Origin of the sequence: Lampropedia puyangensis (assembly GCF_004833285.1) — a bacterium.
GTDB lineage: Bacteria > Pseudomonadota > Gammaproteobacteria > Burkholderiales > Burkholderiaceae_C > Lampropedia > Lampropedia puyangensis.
The window spans coordinates 82,293-99,248 of record NZ_STFG01000006.1 but is presented as its reverse complement, the minus strand read 5'-3'; the positions used below and the strand labels follow the sequence as shown (position 1 = coordinate 99,248).

The 16,956-nt window shown below is 52.5% G+C and carries 15 protein-coding genes; 13 read left to right on the top strand and 2 right to left on the bottom strand.

Annotated elements, in window-relative coordinates; translation table 11 throughout:
* Positions 1–2: 2 nt before the first annotated feature.
* From E9531_RS07685 to recR, 11 genes are all read left to right on the top strand, one after another.
* A complete protein-coding gene (locus E9531_RS07685; RefSeq protein ID WP_136573166.1) occupies positions 3–1,259 on the top strand; it encodes a ubiquinol oxidase subunit II in 1,257 nt (418 codons plus the stop codon).
* Between the two features lie 17 nt (positions 1,260–1,276).
* The gene (gene cyoB, locus E9531_RS07680) at positions 1,277–3,304 is read left to right on the top strand and encodes a cytochrome o ubiquinol oxidase subunit I (protein WP_136573165.1); all 2,028 of its coding nucleotides are present in this window, start codon (positions 1,277–1,279) and stop codon (positions 3,302–3,304) included.
* 21 nt (positions 3,305–3,325) lie between these two features.
* Positions 3,326–3,976: a cytochrome o ubiquinol oxidase subunit III gene (gene cyoC / locus E9531_RS07675; protein WP_136573164.1), complete on the top strand. Its 651-nt coding sequence runs from the start codon at positions 3,326–3,328 to the stop codon at positions 3,974–3,976.
* A complete protein-coding gene (gene cyoD, locus E9531_RS07670) occupies positions 3,973–4,368 on the top strand; it encodes a cytochrome o ubiquinol oxidase subunit IV (RefSeq protein ID WP_136573163.1) in 396 nt (131 codons plus the stop codon). Before cyoC ends, cyoD begins: the two co-directional genes overlap by 4 nt.
* Before the next feature lie 244 nt (positions 4,369–4,612).
* Positions 4,613–5,011 (top strand): tol-pal system-associated acyl-CoA thioesterase, encoded by a 399-nt coding sequence (gene ybgC, locus E9531_RS07665; protein WP_136573233.1) that lies wholly within the window; start codon positions 4,613–4,615, stop codon positions 5,009–5,011.
* The gene (gene tolQ / locus E9531_RS07660; protein WP_136573162.1) at positions 5,008–5,706 is read left to right on the top strand and encodes a protein TolQ; all 699 of its coding nucleotides are present in this window, start codon (positions 5,008–5,010) and stop codon (positions 5,704–5,706) included. Before ybgC ends, tolQ begins: the two co-directional genes overlap by 4 nt.
* 44 nt (positions 5,707–5,750) lie before the next feature.
* Entirely contained in the window at positions 5,751–6,191 is a 441-nt protein-coding gene (locus tag E9531_RS07655; protein WP_136573161.1) for a biopolymer transporter ExbD, read from the top strand.
* A gap of 59 nt (positions 6,192–6,250) precedes the next feature.
* The gene (gene tolA, locus E9531_RS07650) at positions 6,251–7,444 is read left to right on the top strand and encodes a cell envelope integrity protein TolA (protein WP_136573160.1); all 1,194 of its coding nucleotides are present in this window, start codon (positions 6,251–6,253) and stop codon (positions 7,442–7,444) included.
* 215 nt (positions 7,445–7,659) lie between these two features.
* Positions 7,660–9,753, top strand: a complete 2,094-nt coding sequence (gene dnaX / locus E9531_RS07645; protein ID WP_136573159.1) for a DNA polymerase III subunit gamma/tau — start codon at positions 7,660–7,662, stop codon at positions 9,751–9,753.
* A gap of 85 nt (positions 9,754–9,838) precedes the next feature.
* Positions 9,839–10,177, top strand: coding sequence for a YbaB/EbfC family nucleoid-associated protein (locus tag E9531_RS07640; protein WP_136573158.1), 339 nt, complete (start codon positions 9,839–9,841; stop codon positions 10,175–10,177).
* A gap of 110 nt (positions 10,178–10,287) precedes the next feature.
* Positions 10,288–10,881, top strand: a complete 594-nt coding sequence (gene recR / locus E9531_RS07635) for a recombination mediator RecR (RefSeq protein WP_136573157.1) — start codon at positions 10,288–10,290, stop codon at positions 10,879–10,881.
* 48 nt (positions 10,882–10,929) lie between these two features.
* Here the strand turns inward: recR and tgt are convergent, their stop codons facing one another.
* Together tgt and E9531_RS07625 are read right to left on the bottom strand one after the other, a co-directional pair.
* Positions 10,930–12,102: a tRNA guanosine(34) transglycosylase Tgt gene (gene tgt / locus E9531_RS07630; RefSeq protein ID WP_136573232.1), complete on the bottom strand. Its 1,173-nt coding sequence runs from the start codon at positions 12,100–12,102 to the stop codon at positions 10,930–10,932.
* A 267-nt stretch (positions 12,103–12,369) separates the two neighbouring features.
* On the bottom strand, positions 12,370–13,155 hold the full coding sequence (locus E9531_RS07625) for a 3-hydroxybutyrate dehydrogenase (protein WP_136573156.1): 786 nt from the start codon (positions 13,153–13,155) through the stop codon (positions 12,370–12,372).
* Between the two features lie 198 nt (positions 13,156–13,353).
* Here E9531_RS07625 and E9531_RS07620 point away from each other — a divergent pair, with 198 nt between their 5' ends.
* Positions 13,354–14,319: an alpha/beta fold hydrolase gene (locus tag E9531_RS07620; protein WP_244610030.1), complete on the top strand. Its 966-nt coding sequence runs from the start codon at positions 13,354–13,356 to the stop codon at positions 14,317–14,319.
* A gap of 251 nt (positions 14,320–14,570) precedes the next feature.
* Positions 14,571–16,727 (top strand): RelA/SpoT family protein, encoded by a 2,157-nt coding sequence (locus tag E9531_RS07615; RefSeq protein WP_244610037.1) that lies wholly within the window; start codon positions 14,571–14,573, stop codon positions 16,725–16,727.
* The last annotated feature ends 229 nt before the right edge of the window (positions 16,728–16,956 follow it).

The following is a 16,956-nucleotide window of genomic DNA, read 5'->3' as shown; positions in this document are numbered from 1 at the left end:
GCATGAAAAAAACGATTCCCCTTGTCGCAGCAGCGGCAGCGACGTCGCTGCTATCGGGCTGTAACTGGACGGTGATCAACCCATCGGGCTATGTTGCCAAGCAACAAAGTAACCTGTTGCTGTTCTCTGTCTATGTCATGCTGTTGATCATCGTTCCGGTGATCATCGCCACGTTGTATTACGCGTGGAAGTACCGCGCATCGGCTAATGCGGAATATGACCCTGATTTTTACCATTCCAACAAATTGGAAGTGTTGATCTGGGGCGCTCCGATTGCCATCATTATTGTGCTGGCGTTGGTGACATGGGGTTCGTCGCACTTGCTGGATCCATACCGCCCTCTGGCACGTATCGATAAAGATACCGCCATCGCCGGTGTGAATGAAAACTTGGGGGCAGTCAAACGCATGACGGCTGCGGTTATCGATCCGGGGCGTGTCAATGAGAAGACTGTTGATGTCAAGCCTTTGCGTGTTGAGGTGGCCGCATTGGATTGGAAATGGCTCTTCATTTACCCGGACTACGGTATAGCCACCGTGAATGAGTTGGCTGCGCCAGTCAATACGCCAATTGACTTTACGCTCACCTCAGTTTCTGCGATGAATTCGTTCTACATCCCCGCGTTGGCAGGTCAGGTCTATGCTATGCCGGGCATGCGAACCAAGTTGCACGCAGTCATGAATGAAGAGGGTGTATACAAAGGCTTCTCTGCTAATTACACCGGTTGGGGTTTTAGTCAAATGCACTTTGACTTCACTGGGATGAGCCAGCAAGGCTTTGATCAGTGGGTTGAGCAGGTTCGTCAATCACCGCAAACGCTTGATCGTAAGGAGTACATGGCCTTGGATGTGGCAGATCAGACCAATGAACGTGGTTTTGTGCAGTACTTCGGTACACGTCACTATGCCAACGTAGAGGTTGATATGTACCACGCGATTTTGAATCTGTGCGCTCGCCCTGGCTCTATGTGCATGGATGAAATGATGGCTATTGATACAGCCGGTGGTGCTGGTGTTGATAGCCTGGATAACCTCAAGCGTCTGCGTTATGACAGCCGCCGCACGCTGAAGACCCAATTGGATTTGGTGAAGTTCTCCGGCATTATTCCTGGCACCTTTGTGTGCACGCCAGACTCTACAACTGCTGACTTGGTGCGCTCACCATTTGATACGGCTAAAAACGAGGATGCAGGCGCGCATGGCGCAGTGTCCACTCAAAAGATCAGTGCCAACACGGGTGCTGTTTCCACTGCACTCTGATACTGGAAGCTAGAACAATGTCAGCTGCTTTTTTTAATGAAAACGTGAGCCCGTTACTTGGGCGCATTACGTTTGACCATGTCACATTCCCTATGTTGAAGGAGCCCGTCGTTATGGCGACCTTCATCGGGGTAATGCTCGGTGGTCTTGCGCTTTTGGCTTTGATTACCAAGTTCCGCCTGTGGGGCTATTTGTGGAAAGAATGGTTCACGACGATTGACCACAAAAAAATCGGCATCATGTATGCGATCTTGGGGATCGTGATGCTGCTGCGCGGTTTTGCTGATGCCTTGATGATGCGTTTACAGCAAGCCTTGGCCTCAGGCGGAGGCGAAGGGTATCTCAATGCCCACCACTACGATCAGGTGTTTACCGTTCACGCGGTCATCATGATTTTCTTTGTGGCTATGCCATTAGTTACGGCTTTCTTTAACTATTTGGTTCCGCTACAAATTGGTGCACGCGACGTGGCGTTCCCGTTTCTGAATAACTTCAGTTTCTGGATGACTACTGCTGGTGCTGTTTTAGTGATGATCTCTCTGTTTGTCGGTGAGTTTGCGCAAACCGGTTGGTTGGCTTACCCGCCACTGTCTGGTATTGATTACAGCCCAGGAACAGGGATGGATTACTACCTGTGGTCATTGAACATCGCTGGTGTGGGTACCACGCTTTCAGGTATCAACATGCTGGTGACGATCATCCGCATGCGTGCGCCTGGCATGACATTGATGAAAATGCCTGTGTTCACATGGACTGCATTTGGCGCAAACATGCTGATTGTGGCGACTTTTCCGATCCTGACAGCAACACTGGTGTTGTTGACTTTGGATCGTTATCTGGGTACGAACTTCTTTACTAACCAGTTGGGTGGCAGCCCAATGATGTATGTCAACCTGATCTGGATCTGGGGTCACCCTGAGGTCTATATCTTGGTTTTGCCAGCCTTTGGTATCTTCTCTGAAATCGTTCCTGTACTGACGAAAAAACGTCTCTTCGGCTACACCTCCATGGTGTTTGCAACGATGGCTATCACGGTGTTGTCTTATTTGGTGTGGTTGCACCACTTCTTCACCATGGGGGCAGGGGCGAATGTGAATGCCTTCTTCGGCATTGCCACGATGATCATCTCGATTCCAACGGGAGCCAAGATTTTCAACTGGTTGTTCACGATGTACAAAGGTCGCGTCCGCATGGAAGTGCCGATGTACTGGACGCTGGGTTTCATGGTCACTTTCGCTATCGGTGGCATGACTGGTGTGATGCTGGCAATTCCTGCCGCTGACTTTGTGTTGCACAACAGCTTGTTCTTGATTGCCCACTTCCATAACACCATCATTGGTGGCGTTGTGTTTGGCTTGTTCGCAGGCTTGACATTTTGGTTCCCGAAAGCGTTTGGCTACAAGATGAATGCGTTTTGGGGCAAGGTGTCTTTCTGGTGCTGGTTCATTGGTTTCTGGGTGGCGTTCACACCGCTTTACATCATGGGTTTGATGGGCGTGACTCGCCGTATCAGCCAATTTGCTGATACGTCCTTGCAGCCATACTTTGTCGTGGCTTTGCTGGGCGGTTTGTTGATCGGCGCTGGTATCTTGGCCTTCGTGCTTTCTATCGTGGTGGGCTGGCTCCAACGTGAGAAGACCCGTGATTTGACTGGTGACTCTTGGGGTGATGGTCGTACTTTGGAGTGGGCAACGTCTTCTCCTCCGCCTGCCTACAATTTTGCGTTCTCGCCTCGTGTGCACGATTTGGACGCTTGGTGGGATATGAAAAAACACGGTGCGGTTCGTCCAGTGTCTGGTTTCGTTCCAATCCATATGCCTAAGTACACCGGCATGGGCGTTGTCCTCAGTGTTATTAGCGTAGTCTTTGGTTTTGCCATGATCTTCTATGTGTGGTGGCTGGCTATCCTCACATTCGTGGCCATTATTGGTTTGTCGATTTACCACACCTTCAATTACGACAGGGATTACTATATTCCTGCCAAAGAAGTGCAGGAAATCGAAGATGCGCGCACGCAGCAACTCGCTGCCAGTGCAAGAACTTGATCGCTCGGAGTGCAGCAAACTATGTCAGTAACAACCGCACACGCGCCTGCAGGGCAGCGCGAATTCTTCGTTCATGAAGATCCGCACCACGGTCATGATGATGGCCATGGTCATACCAATAACACCACTGGTATCGGCTTCTGGATTTACCTGATGAGCGACTGTCTCATCTTTGCAATCCTGTTTGCTGTATATGCCGTCTTGGGCCGCAACTATGCAGCGGGCCCATCACCTGCTGATTTGTTTGATCTCAAACTGATCTTGCTCAACACATTTATGCTGTTGTTCTCTTCCATTACCTTTGGGTTTGCTATGTTGCAGTCCTACAAAGGCAATGTGGCTGGAACTATCAAATGGTTGTTGATCACGGCGGTGTTTGGCTTGGCGTTCTTGGCTATTGAAATTTACGAGTTTCAGCACTTGGTTCACTTGGGGGCAACTCCACAACGCAGTGCGTTTCTTTCAGCCTTTTTCACGTTGGTAGGTACGCACGGATTGCACGTTACGTTTGGCTTGATTTGGTTGATTGTGCTGGTGTTTCAATTGCGTAAACACCGTTTGAATGAAGCCAATCAACGCCGTTTGATGTGTCTGTCCATGTTTTGGCACTTCTTGGATGTGATCTGGATCATCGTGTTTTCTTATGTTTATCTGATTGGAGTCGTAGGATGAGCCAACATAACCATGACCACCACACTGATGGTGGAGCTCCACACGGTACGCTGAAGGACTACGTCGTAGGTTTTGTCCTTGCGGTGATCTTGACTGTGATTCCGTTTTGGTTGGTGATGGGCGATGTGCTCGACAGCAAGACAGCAACAGTCGGTTGGATTTTGGCATTTGCAGTGGTGCAGGTGATCGTTCATGTGGTGTATTTCCTGCATATGAAGCCCAACACTGAAGGTGGTTGGTCTTTCATGGCCATGATCTTTACGATCATTACTTTGGTGATTGCGCTGGTTGGCTCTATTTGGGTCATGCGCAACCTAGAAGAACACATGATGCCCCATACGATGGGAAATTCGTCTTTCATTCCACCTAGTGCTACGGATCTGTCTAAATAAAGAGTTGGCAGACTGCTATAAAAAAACAACCCGCCTTGTGCGGGTTGTTTTTTTATGTGTTATTTGTGCTTTGTCTGTGTTTGCGAAACTTAAAGTGTGGTGTGCAAATCCATGATCTGCAAATTGTTTTATCCTCATAATTGAATCTCTCTAGAATAACGAGCCGGTCGTGATAGTGGACCAATCCATATAGAAAATAAGGGTGGATGAGCAAGTGAAAGAATCCATTTTTTCGCACTACGGAATGCATCTCAGGGTGTATTGGGAAGATACCGATGCGGGAGGTATTGTTTACCATGCCAATTACATCAAGTTTATGGAGCGGGCCCGCAGTGAATGGCTGCGAAGCAAGGGGATAGGTCAGCAACAAGCTCGGGAACAATTGGGCGGTATGTTTGTCGTAACCAACTTGTCGTTGCGGTATTTGCAGCCGGCACGGCTAGATGATTGGTTATGGGTGACTGCGTCCGTGGTAGAGAGGGGGCGTGCCTCCATGACTATGCAGCAACACATTTATCGGCATGACGAGGCGCAAGAAGGTGGCACACTACTGTGTGATGCTCAAGTGCGCATTGGGTGGGTGGACAGTGTGACTGTTCGCGCAAGCCGAATTCCTGAAAACGTACACAATTTGTTCTTATGAACGCTCAAGACATGTCGATAACGCACCTCATCCTCAACGCCAGTTGGGTGGTGCAGGCCGTAATGGTGATTCTGGTGGTTGGCTCGATTGCGAGTTGGGCCACTATTTTCAAGAAGTCCATGCTGCTCAAAGATGCGCGCAAACTCAATGGTGAGTTTGAAGAAGATTTCTGGTCAGGGGCCAGTCTTAATGATCTCTACACTGCGGCAGTACAAAATGCCCGTACTTCTGGCCCGTTGGAGCGCATGTTTGCTAATGGTATGCGTGAATTCCATAAACTCCGTGAGCGCCAGATTCACAATGCGAATACGCTGCTTGATGGATCGCGCAGAGCCATGATGGCCAGCTTCAATCGCGAAATGGATGCCTTGGAAAACGGCCTTTCATTCTTGGGTACCGTTGGTTCTATTGCACCTTATGTTGGTTTGTTTGGTACCGTTTGGGGGATCATGCATGCCTTCACGGGTTTCGCGGGAATGGAGCAGATTTCACTCGCTACCGTAGCTCCAGGGATTGCGGAAGCGTTGGTGGCCACTGCCATGGGCTTGTTTACCGCTATTCCTGCCGTAGTAGCCTATAACCGTTTTAGCCGTGATGTGGATCGCACAGCCATCCGCATGGAAACCTTTGGCGATGAATTTACCAATATCTTGCAGCGCAACTTGGGTGCGACGCAGTCTCCGTCTGGTCACTGAGCAGCTTCGCTCGTAGTGAGCTTATTTTCAAGGAGGACGCTGCAATGGCAGGCATAGCAAGACGTGGAAGAGGGCGTCGCACCGTCAATGAAATCAATATGGTGCCCTTCATTGATGTGATGTTGGTATTGTTGATTATCTTCATGGTGACGGCCCCCATGGTGACACCAGGCGTGATCAATGCGCCCACGGTTGGTAAAGCAGATCAGACGCCGCCTGAGACAGCGCGCGTGTACGTGGACCCGACCGGGAAAATGGAATGGGAAATTACTGGCCAAGGCAAGCAGACCGCTACGCTAGAGCAGGTAAAAGAGTTGGCGCGTGAGTGGCAGGCCAAACAGCTTGAACAAGGTAAAACGCAAGAGCAATTTGCCATTGTTATTGTGGGTGACAAGCAAGCCAGCTACGAGTATGTGATGAATACCATGACCGCTTTGCAAGAGGCGCAGATCAAGCGGGTGGCTTTTCTTTTAAATCAAAAATAAGCCCATGGACTGATAGTTGAGCACTTTTTGTTCGCTGACAATTTTTTTATCTCCGTTTCATGCCAGCACTTCCTCCTTTGAGTAACGAACCATTGCTGCCACCTCAGCCTCCGATGCGCTTGCGCGCAGTGGCCTTGGCCGTGTTGGTGCATGTCGGTTTGATTGGCGCATTAGTCGGCGTGAGTTGGCAGCGCCCTGTGGACTCCGTTTTGGAAGCTGAGGTTTGGTCAGAGTTGCCACAAGAGGCGGCCCCTGCAGCGCCACCCGCACCACCAACACCGCCTCAGGAGGTGCCAAAACCTCCTGAGCCTGTGGTTGAGCCAGATCCTGTTCCTGAACCGCCACCGCCACCGCCACCGCCACCACCGCCCCCTCCTTCGGCACCTCCACCAGCACCTGCGCCAGTTCCAGCCCCTGTGCAGCAGGTTGCTCCTCAGCCCAATCCACAATTGGTGATTGAGCGCAAAAAACGTGAGGAAGCCGAGCGTAAGCGTCAAGAGGAGTTGGAGGCCCAAGCGCATAAGCAAGCAGAAGAGGCTGCAGCGAAGAAAAAGGCTGTGGAGGAGGCCGCACGTAAAAAGAAACAGGAAGAGACTGAGGCTGCGAATAAAAAGGCGGCAGAGGATGCCGCGCGCCAGAAGAAAGAGCAAGAGCAAGAGGCGCAAAAACGCAAGCAGGATCAGGAGGCTGCTGCGCAGAAAAAGGCCGCAGAAGAGGCAGCTAAGAAAAAGGCTGCTGAAGAAGCGGCCAAGAAGAAAGCGGCAGAAGAGGCTGCACTGAAGAAAAAACAGGAAGAAGAAGCGGCGGCCAAGAAAAAAGCCGAACAAGAGGCTGCGGCCAAGAAAAAAGCGGCGCAGGAGGCGGCGGCGAAGAAAGAGGCCGCAGAAGCGGAAGCCAGGCGCGCTGCGCAATTGCAAAATATTCGAGGCATGGCCGGTGCCAGCGGTGGGGCTAATGCTTCGGGCTCCGCATTGCAGTCTTCAGGCCCATCGGCAGGCTGGGGTGGGCAGGTTCGTGCTGCAGTACGTCCCAATATTGTTTTTCCTGCCGCGATTGTTGGGAATCCATCGGCCGAAGTTGAAGTGCGAATGGACAGCACAGGTAAAGTCACCGGCCGTCGGATTGTGAAGTCCAGTGGCAATGCTGCATGGGATGAGGCTGTACTGCGAGCGATTGATAAAACTCAGAAGTTGCCGTTAGACAATGGCCGTTCGGTGCCTTCAGCTGTTTTGGTGTTTAAACCGAATGATTAAAATTTGATCGCCTAGTAAGTACGGGCTCTGCACCGGGTATTTGCCGTTGCGGTGGCATCGGCATTGACGCTGCTTTGTGAAGAGCGTGCGCTTAAAGCTTTTGGATTTCAATCCGGTCTGCCTTAAGATCCTAAACCCGTTCTTAGGGTGCTGAGCTTTTATATCAACCATGCAAATGCCGGGCATTTGCAGTGCAACAGTTAGAATGCCAAGCTATGTCTTATCTGGTGCTTGCTCGCAAATATCGCCCCCATAATTTTGATGAAATGGTGGGGCAGGAACACGTCGTGAAAGCGCTCTCTAATGCGCTTGCCCAGCAACGGTTGCACCATGCGTATTTGTTTACCGGCACGCGAGGTGTTGGGAAAACCACGGTGTCGCGCATCTTGGCCAAGTCACTCAACTGCCAGGGCCCAGACGGGCAAGGGACGATTACCCCGCATCCATGTGGAGTTTGCCAAGCTTGCCGGGATATTGATGCGGGTCGTTTTGTCGATTACACCGAGTTGGATGCAGCATCCAATCGTGGAGTTGAGGAAGTACAGAGTTTGATGGAGCAGGCGGTCTACAAGCCAGTGCAAGGCCGCTTCAAAGTCTTCATGATTGATGAGGTGCACATGCTCTCCAACACGGCATTCAATGCCATGTTAAAGACGTTGGAGGAGCCGCCTGAATATTTGAAATTCGTGTTGGCCACGACGGATCCGCAGAAGGTTCCGGTGACGGTGCTTTCTCGCTGTTTACAGTTCAATTTGCGGCCTATGGCGCCTCAAACCATCACAGAGCATTTGCAGCATGTGCTTGAAAAAGAGGCGGTTGCACAAGACCGTGCGAGCTTGCAGCTTTTGGCTCGTGCGGCACGCGGTTCGATGCGTGATGCGCTGTCCTTGACAGATCAAGCCATTGCCTATGGCAATGGGGCTCTACAAGAATCTACCGTGCGACAAATGTTGGGTGTGGTGGATAAGCGCTATGTGCTTGAGATGATTGGGGCCTTGGCAGCTGCCGATGGCGTTGCGATTGTTTCCTTGGCTGATACCTTGCGCCAGCAAGGCATTCCTGCGGCTTCTTTGCTCGAAGACATGGCCTTAGCACTACAGAAGATGGCGCTGTACCAAAGCGTACCTTCCAGTGCCTGGGACAGTGGCGATGATGTGGATTTACAGCCGCTGCTTGAGTTGGCTGGTAAGTTGCCGCCCGATGAAACCCAATTGCTCTACACCTTTTGTTTGAAAGGGCGTGAAGAGCTGGGCTTGGCCCCTGATGAGTATTCAGGCCTGGTGATGGTGCTGTTGAGACTGTTGGCATTTAAAGCGCCTCCCGGATCAACGCCCGTTGCAGGTGGTGGTGGTGGTGGTGGTGGCAATGCGAACCACGGCGATAGCTTGTCAGGTTCGGCATCGTCATCATCAGTAGCTTGTGAGCAGGGCGCAGCAGCAAGCACGGCAGAAACGATTCAGCCCCCTCTTGCAGAAACTTCTCCACCAAATGAGCAGAAGGTCGAACCTGTTGAGCGCAGCCACATGGTTGAGGTGGACACTGCAGCGCTTGACAGTGCGGCACAGACTAAACCGGTGACTGCGGCGCTCGATGCAGAACACAACGTTGAGCCAGTATTGCAAGAGGTTCAGTTCGCCGAGCTGGTACCTTCGCAGCATGCGCCAAGGGAGGCTTTGCCTTGGGAGGAACAAGAGAGCGCTGTTGTGGCATGGCCTGCGCAAGCTTCACAAGAAAAAGCAGTCGAATTGGCGCCTGAACTGCTGGTGGCGGTTGATGCGCCTGTTGTCATAGCCTCTCCAGGCGATGCTTTGGCGCAGACTGAAACTGCTCCTGCAGAAGATACGCTGGCCACTACCGTGCGGCCAGTGGCTGCAGTGGCGGTGTCACATGGCGCAAGTGCTGCTGATCCTGCGCTACAACAATGGTGGCAGAGTTTGGTGCGGCAGTTGAATGAGCAAGGCACCCTGGTGTCGTTGGTGCGTGAGTTGGCCCAGCAATCGCAGGCGCAAAAGCGTGATGCCAACGGCGTACATTTGCGCATCAACAACCAAAGTTTGATGAATGAGAACTTACGAGGTAAGTTGCAAGCGATTCTTCAAGCCGCCGAGGTTCCTGGTACTTTAACGCTGGAATATGGCGAGGTCAGTGCCAGTTTGATGCTCCAGATGGAAGCGGACAAACGCCGTGCGCAAGATATTGCACAGAGCATTGTTGAAAACGACGTCCGTGTGCAATGGTTGCAAAGCCATTTAGGGGCGGAGATTGTGCCAGGCAGCATAAAACCTATTTCTATTGACGTGCGACATTGAGACACGTTGAATTGGGCAGCGCGGTGCCAGCAGTGCCGCGTTGCTTTCTTGTTTTTGAACCCATCACGATTGAGAAGGAAATACCATGTTCAACAAAGGACAAATGGCAGGCTTGTTAAAGCAAGCACAAGCGATGCAAGACAACCTGAAAAAAGCCCAAGAAGAATTGGCAACCATTGAGGTTGAAGGCGAATCGGGGGCGGGGCTGGTGAAGGTGCTGATGACGGCTAAACATGAAGTCAAGCGCATCACGATTGATCCTAGCTTGTTGGCTGACGACAAGGATATGCTGGAAGACTTGGTTGCTGCAGCGTTCAATGCTGCGGTACGCAAAGCCGCTGAAGTGGAACAGGAAAAAATGGGCAAACTCACCGCAGGGATGGGTGGAATGGGGGGCTTGGGTGGCTTCAAACTGCCGTTTTAAATGGTTGTTGCATTGGCAGTGTGCAAGCATTTGGAGCAATCAGCGTTGCTGAGGACTTTGCTTGATGCCTGTCATATGTAGCCATTTAGCCGTAGTTTTTCAGGAGTTTTGTGGATCACAACACCAAAAGCCTTGAGCACCTGGTGCAAGCTTTGCGGCAATTACCAGGAGTGGGCGTCAAATCAGCAGCCCGCATGGCTTACCACTTGCTGCAGCATGACCGTGACGGTGCGCTGCGTTTGTCGCAAGCCTTACAGACTGCGGTGCAAAACGTGCGCCACTGTGAGCGTTGCTATACCTTCACAGAAGAGGCGATTTGCAGCACTTGTTCTGATCCCAGTCGTGACCAGACCCGGTTGTGTGTGGTGGAGACGCCATCAGACCAAGCCGTCATGGAGCGCACTGGCGCGTATGAGGGCTTGTACTTTGTATTGCAGGGCCGCTTAAGCCCATTGGATGGAGTGGGAATTGCTGAGTTAGGCTTATCGCATTTGATGGAGCGTGCCAGCAATGGTGTGATTGAAGAGGTCATCATTGCGACCAGTTTCACGGCAGAAGGTCAAGCGACCGCCCATGTGATTGCGCAAGGCTTGGCTAAGCGCGGCATCAGAAGCACACGTATTGCCCGTGGTGTGCCTGCCGGGGGGGAGCTGGAGTTCGTGGATTTGGGCACAATCGCCCATGCATTGGCAGATCGGCATTGATGCTGCGTGCCCGCAGCAGCCATGATGCAGCTGCTGCGTTTTTGTTTTTTAGATTCCTCTGGATCTGTCGGTTGCAAATTGCTGGCGGAAGGCGCTGAAGCGGTTGTGCTCAAGCGCATCGCGCACTTCCTGCATGAGATTCAAGTAGTAATGCAGGTTGTGGATGGTTGTCAGCATGGGGCCAAGCATTTCACCACAACGGTCTAAATGGTGTAGGTACGCGCGGGAGAACCCGGCGCGACCGCCTTTATCCCAGCTGATTCCGCTAACGCCAGCGCAAGCATGGCAGCTGCAGCTGGTGTCCAGCGGCTGATGGTCTTGTTTATGGCGGGCATTGCGCACTTTTAAATCGCCATAGCGGGTGAATACTGTTCCATTGCGGGCGTTGCGCGTGGGCATGACGCAGTCAAACATATCTACCCCGCTGGCCACACCTTCCACCAAGTCTTCCGGGGTGCCTACGCCCATCAAGTAACGCGGTTTATGCGCTGGCAGACGGTGCGGGGTGTGGGCCATGATGCGGCGCATATCTTCTTTGGGCTCTCCCACGCTGACGCCGCCTACCGCGTAACCAGGGAAGTCCAGTGCCACCAACTGCTCCAAAGATTCTTGGCGCAAATGTTCAAACATGCCGCCTTGCACAATGCCGAACAAGGCATTGGGGTTGTTCAATCGTGCAAATTCATTTTGGCTGCGTTTGGCCCAACGGATGCTCATCTCCATTGAGCGGCGCGCTTCATCTTCCGTAGTGATGTGGCCTTTGGTTTCATAAGGTGTGCATTCATCCAGCTGCATCACAATGTCAGAGTTCAATGCGGTTTGGATTTGCATGCTGACTTCTGGCGACATGAATAGTTTGTCACCATTGACGGGAGATGCGAAATGCACGCCTTCTTCTGTGATCTTGCGCATGTCGCCAAGACTCCACACTTGAAAGCCGCCGCTGTCCGTCAGAATCGGTTTATGCCATTGTTCAAAGGCATGCAAGCCGCCGAACGAAGCCATTACGTCCAGGCCAGGGCGCATCCATAGGTGAAAGGTGTTGCCCAGAATGATTTGCGCGCCCATCTCTTCAAGGCTGCGCGGCATCACTCCTTTGACGGTCCCGTAAGTGCCGACAGGCATGAAAATAGGGGTCTGAACGACACCATGGTTGAGGGTGAGTTGGCCGCGACGAGCGTGGCTGGAGGCATCGGTTGCGAGGAGATCGAATTGCAACATGAAGAAAGTCGTTGGAAAAGCGGGGCCTTGGCGCGGCGATGGTTCGTGGATATCCAATCATCTGCTTTCGTGCGCCAAGGTGCAGAAATGGCGAAATTATGCGCTATGCCTGAGTGCCATGTGGCGCCACTGGGTTTCCTGCTGACTTGCAATGCTGGTGCACTTGTATTTGCAACCGTATTTTTTTACATACGACATATAAAAAAAGCACCAGCATGCGCTGGTGCTTGACCTGAGAATGAATGGGAGGGGAGCGTGGCCAGGGGCTTATTGTGCGACCCAACCACCATCCATGTTCCAAGCGACACCACGGATGTTGTCGCCTGCAGGCGAGCAGAAAAAGGCAGCCAGTGCACCTAGCTCTTCAGGGGTGGTGAACTTAAGTGACGGTTCCTTGGCTTGCAGCAGCTCTTTGGTGGCCTCTTCATTGCTGACGCCATTTTTTTGTGCCAGTGCATCAATTTGCTTTTGCACCAATGGTGTCAGTACCCAGCCTGGACAAATAGCGTTGACCGTGATGCCGGTTGTCGCCGTTTCTAGTGCGGCGACTTTGGTAAAGCCGACCACACCGTGTTTGGCTGCGACATAGGCCGATTTGTCTGCCGAGCCGACTAAGCCATGAACCGATGCGATATTGATGATACGGCCCCAATTGGCCTTGCGCATAGCAGGCAGGGCCAAGCGCGTGGTGTGGAAGACGCTGTTGAGGTTGATCGCAATAATGGCGTCCCAGCGGTCAACAGGGAAACTGTCAATAGGTGAGGTGTGCTGAATGCCTGCGTTATTGACCAGAATGTCGATGTGTCCAAACTCTTTGCCGCCAAAAGCAATCAGGTCTTCGATTTCTGCAGGCTTACTCAGGTCGGCGCCATGGAAAGCGGTGCGAATGTTGTGCGTTGCTCCAGCTTGGAGGATTTGCTGACTTGGGCTTTCATGGTCGCCAAACCCGTTGATCACAATATTGGCGCCTTGCGCTGCCAATACTTGGGCTATACCCAGACCAATGCCGCTGGTGGAACCTGTCACTAAGGCGGTTTTTCCTTTTAAAGACATCGACTACCTCCATATCAATTAGGATGTGAAAAACGTTGATCAATCCACGCAAGCGCGTTGTTGAACTGCATGCAATCATTGCCATTCTCGCGCAGTTTTTCAGGTGATGGGAGGATGGGTGAAATCCATTGCCGCACTTACGCTTTTCCCTTTTAGGGGGGGCAATAGGTGCATGAGAGAATAAAGGAGACCAGAACTATGCCGATTACATCCACAACACCCAAGCAGCCAGTCCTGCGCTATGTGCAGTGTCCAGGAGCAAGCAAGACTGGCCCTAACGGCTTAGCCAGTGCGGTCGCGCATCGTATGGCCTATTGGGATTGGCCTGCTGAGAATACCCATGACAATAGCCATGTGGTGCTGGCCGTGCATGGTTTGACCAGAACTGGGCGTGATTTTGATGTGTTGGCTCAGCATTTGAGTACCAAGGCTCGGGTGATTTGCCCTGATATCGTGGGGCGCGGCCGCAGTGATTGGCTGGCTGACCCGCAGGGCTACCAAATTCCTGCCTATGTAGGAGATATGTTGTCTTTGATGGGGCAATTGGTCCAGGAGGCTCAAAACCAAGGGCAGCCGATTAGTCAACTCGATTGGGTTGGTACCAGTATGGGGGGGCTGATTGGCTTGGGTTTTGTCACATTGCCCGGTTTGCCAATACCAGTAGGCAAATTGGTGCTCAACGATGTAGGGCCCGTGATTGAATGGTCTTCCTTAATGCGTATTGGGCAGTATTTAGGCAAGTCCGGCCAATACGGCTCTGTGGAAGAAGGGGCTGCCTATTTGCGCAGCATTGCTGCTGGTTTTGGTCCACATACTGATGCACAGTGGCTGGCTTTGTCGCAAGCCATGTTTAGGCAGTTAGAAGATGGAAGTGTCACGACCCATTACGACCCGGCTATTGCAGTGCCTTACCAAGCTTTGACGCAAGAGGCCTCCAAAGCAGGTGAGGCTACGTTGTGGTCTTTGTACGATCAGGTGAGCGCAAAAACTTTATTGCTACGCGGCAAGGATTCGGATCTGCTCAGCGTGGCGACGGCTGCAGCCATGGCAGCGCGTGGCCCCAGAGCGCAGGTGGTCGAATTTGCTGGGGTAGGCCATGCCCCCACTTTGGTACAAGACGACCAAGTGGAGGCTGTGGTGCGCTTCTTGCTGGATACACCTTGACGTGAAATGATGGTGCATGCCTAGAGAGCAATTGTTGCGGCGATAGCTGTGACAAATGGACGCCCATTTAACAAATATTGCGCCGCCTGCAGCCAGTGAATCGACATCGATTTGACAAAACTTAGGCGTATAGTCTTGCCGTTGATTTGAAGCTTATGAATTTACCGATCGCAGACACCCCTCAGCCGCTTCTTGCGCCATCGCAGGAAGGGCGGGGCCGCGAGCCATTGCTGCTCAGTGCAGCCACTGCCATGCTGCCCAAGCAGGCCAACATGCTGGCCAGGGCCAAGGCATTTGCAGAGCCCTTATTGACTGATGAAACGCTGCGCAATGGTGAGAATGTTCTCGACCATGCGCATGCAGTGGCGCGGATTCTCGATGAGATTGGTGGCTCTGAAGCTATGCAGGCGGCCACCTATCTGATTTATGCCTCGTTCCACTTGAGCAACCCGCACGAGGCCATTGCGCGCCGTTTTGGGGAGACTTATGCGTCTTTGGCGCTAGAAACCTCCAAGTTGATGCAAGTGCAGGGGCAGGCTCGTAGTGGGTCAGGAGCACGTAAAAGCGGTGAAGCCAAGATTGAGCACACGGAAACAGTGCGCAAGATGTTGCTGGCGTTTTCGCGTGACCTGCGTGTGGTACTGATTCGTTTGGCCTCGCGCTTGCAAACCTTGCGCTACCACGCCAATTCAAAAGTGCCGATTGATCGGCTGTTGGCCGAAGAGAGCTTGTACGTTTTTGCACCGCTGGCCAATCGGCTGGGCATTTGGCAGCTCAAATGGGAATTGGAGGATTTGGCGTTCCGCTTTCTGGAGCCTGATACCTACCGCGAAGTGGCCAAACAGCTCGATGAAAAGCGCCGCGAGCGTGAGCATTACATGCAAACGCTTTGCGATACTGTGTGCGAGCAACTGCAAGAGCGTCATATTCAGGCTACGGTGCAAGGGCGACCAAAGCACATTTACAGCATCGTTAAAAAGATGCGCGGGAAGTCACTGGAGTTCGATCAGCTCTTCGATATCCGGGCGATGCGCATCATCGTGCAAACGGTGGAGGACTGCTACGAAACCCTGAGTTGGGTGCATACCCGATTCACGCCTGTCGAAGCCGAATTCGATGATTACATCGCCAAACCCAAGCCCAATGGTTACCAGTCGCTGCACACGGTTGTGCGTGATGAAGAGGGGCGGGCGGTTGAAATTCAAATCCGCACCCAAGCGATGCATGACCATGCAGAGAATGGTGTGGCTGCGCACTGGGCTTACAAAGAGGCCGGAACCAAAGGCTACGCAGGCGTTTCAGCTACTGGCGAATACGACTCCAAGATTGCGGTTTTGCGTCAGTTGTTGGCGTGGGAGCGTGAGTTTGCCGATAGCGATGAGGTGCGGGCACTGGGCCTCTTTGATGACCGCATTTATGTCATGACCCCTAACGCATCCATTGTGGAACTGCCCAAAGGGGCGACCCCTGTGGATTTTGCCTATACCGTGCACACCAATTTGGGGCACAGGTGCCGTGGCGCCAAGATCGATGGCGTGATGGTGGCCTTGAATACGCCACTGCAAAATGGGCAGACAGTGGAAATTACGGCGGCTAAGGAGGGGGGGCCCTCGCGAGATTGGCTCAATAAAGACTTGGGTTACCTTTGCAGCCAGCGAGCGCGATCGAAAGTTCGTGCGTGGTTCAATGCGCAGGCATTGCAAGACACGATCGCCAAAGGGCGTGACATCGTTGAAAAAGTGCTCCAGCGCGAAGGGAAGACAGCACTCAAACTGGAAGACATTGCAGGGCAGCTGGGTTTCAAATCCACCGACGCATTTTTCGAAATGGTCGGCAAAGATGAGTTTTCCCTACGCACGTTGGAAGTGCTGCTGCACCCCGCGCAGCCTGAGGATGCCCAAGCTGGCGATGACGTGGTATTGCGTAAACCGCGCAATACCGGCAGTGGTAAGGTGTTGGTGGTGGGAATGGATTCTCTGATGACCCATTTAGCCAAATGTTGCATGCCAGCGCCGCCTGATGACATTGGTGGTTTTATTACGCGTGGAAAAGGCGTGGGAATTCACCGTAGTGACTGCCCGAATTTCCAGAAAATGCTGGAGACCACGCCTGAGCGGGTTATTGATGTGCAATGGAGTGATGCTGGCCATGCGCAAGGCGCAGGTGCTTCGCAGTCCGTGTACCCGGTTGATATCCATGTCGAGGCGCAGGACCGCCAAGGATTGTTGCGCGATATTTCCGATGTGTTCACCCGCGAACGTACCAATGTGATTGGTGTGCAAACCCGGAGTCACAAATCAACCGCCACCATGACGTTTACTGTGGAGATCCAAAATGCCACGCGCCTGCAAGGCGTATTGGCTGCGGTAGCACAGGTACAGGGAGTGCGATCTGCTCGTCGTAAGTAACCGCGAGAATGAATGAAAGCAACCTTGGTGATGGCTTGCAGACATAAATAAACCCCGCCAAGGCGGGGTTTGAAGTATTTTCGTATGTTGTTCGAGTTCTAAAGCCTATTCCACCAGGAATACAAGCATTTTCGTGTGGCAACCACTATCGAGGTCTTCAGCGTGTATTGGCATCCATGTTGTGCTCTCGCAGATCGGGGGTATTGGCATTGATCTTGCTGACCTTTCG

Coding starts and splice junctions, on each gene's coding strand:
- E9531_RS07685 (WP_136573166.1), top strand. CDS start 3: ATGAAAAAAACGATTCCCCTTGTCGCAGCAGCGGCAGCGACGTCGCTG.
- cyoB (WP_136573165.1), top strand. CDS start 1,277: ATGTCAGCTGCTTTTTTTAATGAAAACGTGAGCCCGTTACTTGGGCGC.
- cyoC (WP_136573164.1), top strand. CDS start 3,326: ATGTCAGTAACAACCGCACACGCGCCTGCAGGGCAGCGCGAATTCTTC.
- cyoD (WP_136573163.1), top strand. CDS start 3,973: ATGAGCCAACATAACCATGACCACCACACTGATGGTGGAGCTCCACAC.
- ybgC (WP_136573233.1), top strand. CDS start 4,613: ATGCATCTCAGGGTGTATTGGGAAGATACCGATGCGGGAGGTATTGTT.
- tolQ (WP_136573162.1), top strand. CDS start 5,008: ATGAACGCTCAAGACATGTCGATAACGCACCTCATCCTCAACGCCAGT.
- E9531_RS07655 (WP_136573161.1), top strand. CDS start 5,751: ATGGCAGGCATAGCAAGACGTGGAAGAGGGCGTCGCACCGTCAATGAA.
- tolA (WP_136573160.1), top strand. CDS start 6,251: ATGCCAGCACTTCCTCCTTTGAGTAACGAACCATTGCTGCCACCTCAG.
- dnaX (WP_136573159.1), top strand. CDS start 7,660: ATGTCTTATCTGGTGCTTGCTCGCAAATATCGCCCCCATAATTTTGAT.
- E9531_RS07640 (WP_136573158.1), top strand. CDS start 9,839: ATGTTCAACAAAGGACAAATGGCAGGCTTGTTAAAGCAAGCACAAGCG.
- tgt (WP_136573232.1), bottom strand. CDS start 12,102: ATGTTGCAATTCGATCTCCTCGCAACCGATGCCTCCAGCCACGCTCGT.
- E9531_RS07625 (WP_136573156.1), bottom strand. CDS start 13,155: ATGTCTTTAAAAGGAAAAACCGCCTTAGTGACAGGTTCCACCAGCGGC.
- E9531_RS07620 (WP_244610030.1), top strand. CDS start 13,354: ATGCCGATTACATCCACAACACCCAAGCAGCCAGTCCTGCGCTATGTG.
- E9531_RS07615 (WP_244610037.1), top strand. CDS start 14,571: ATGCTGCCCAAGCAGGCCAACATGCTGGCCAGGGCCAAGGCATTTGCA.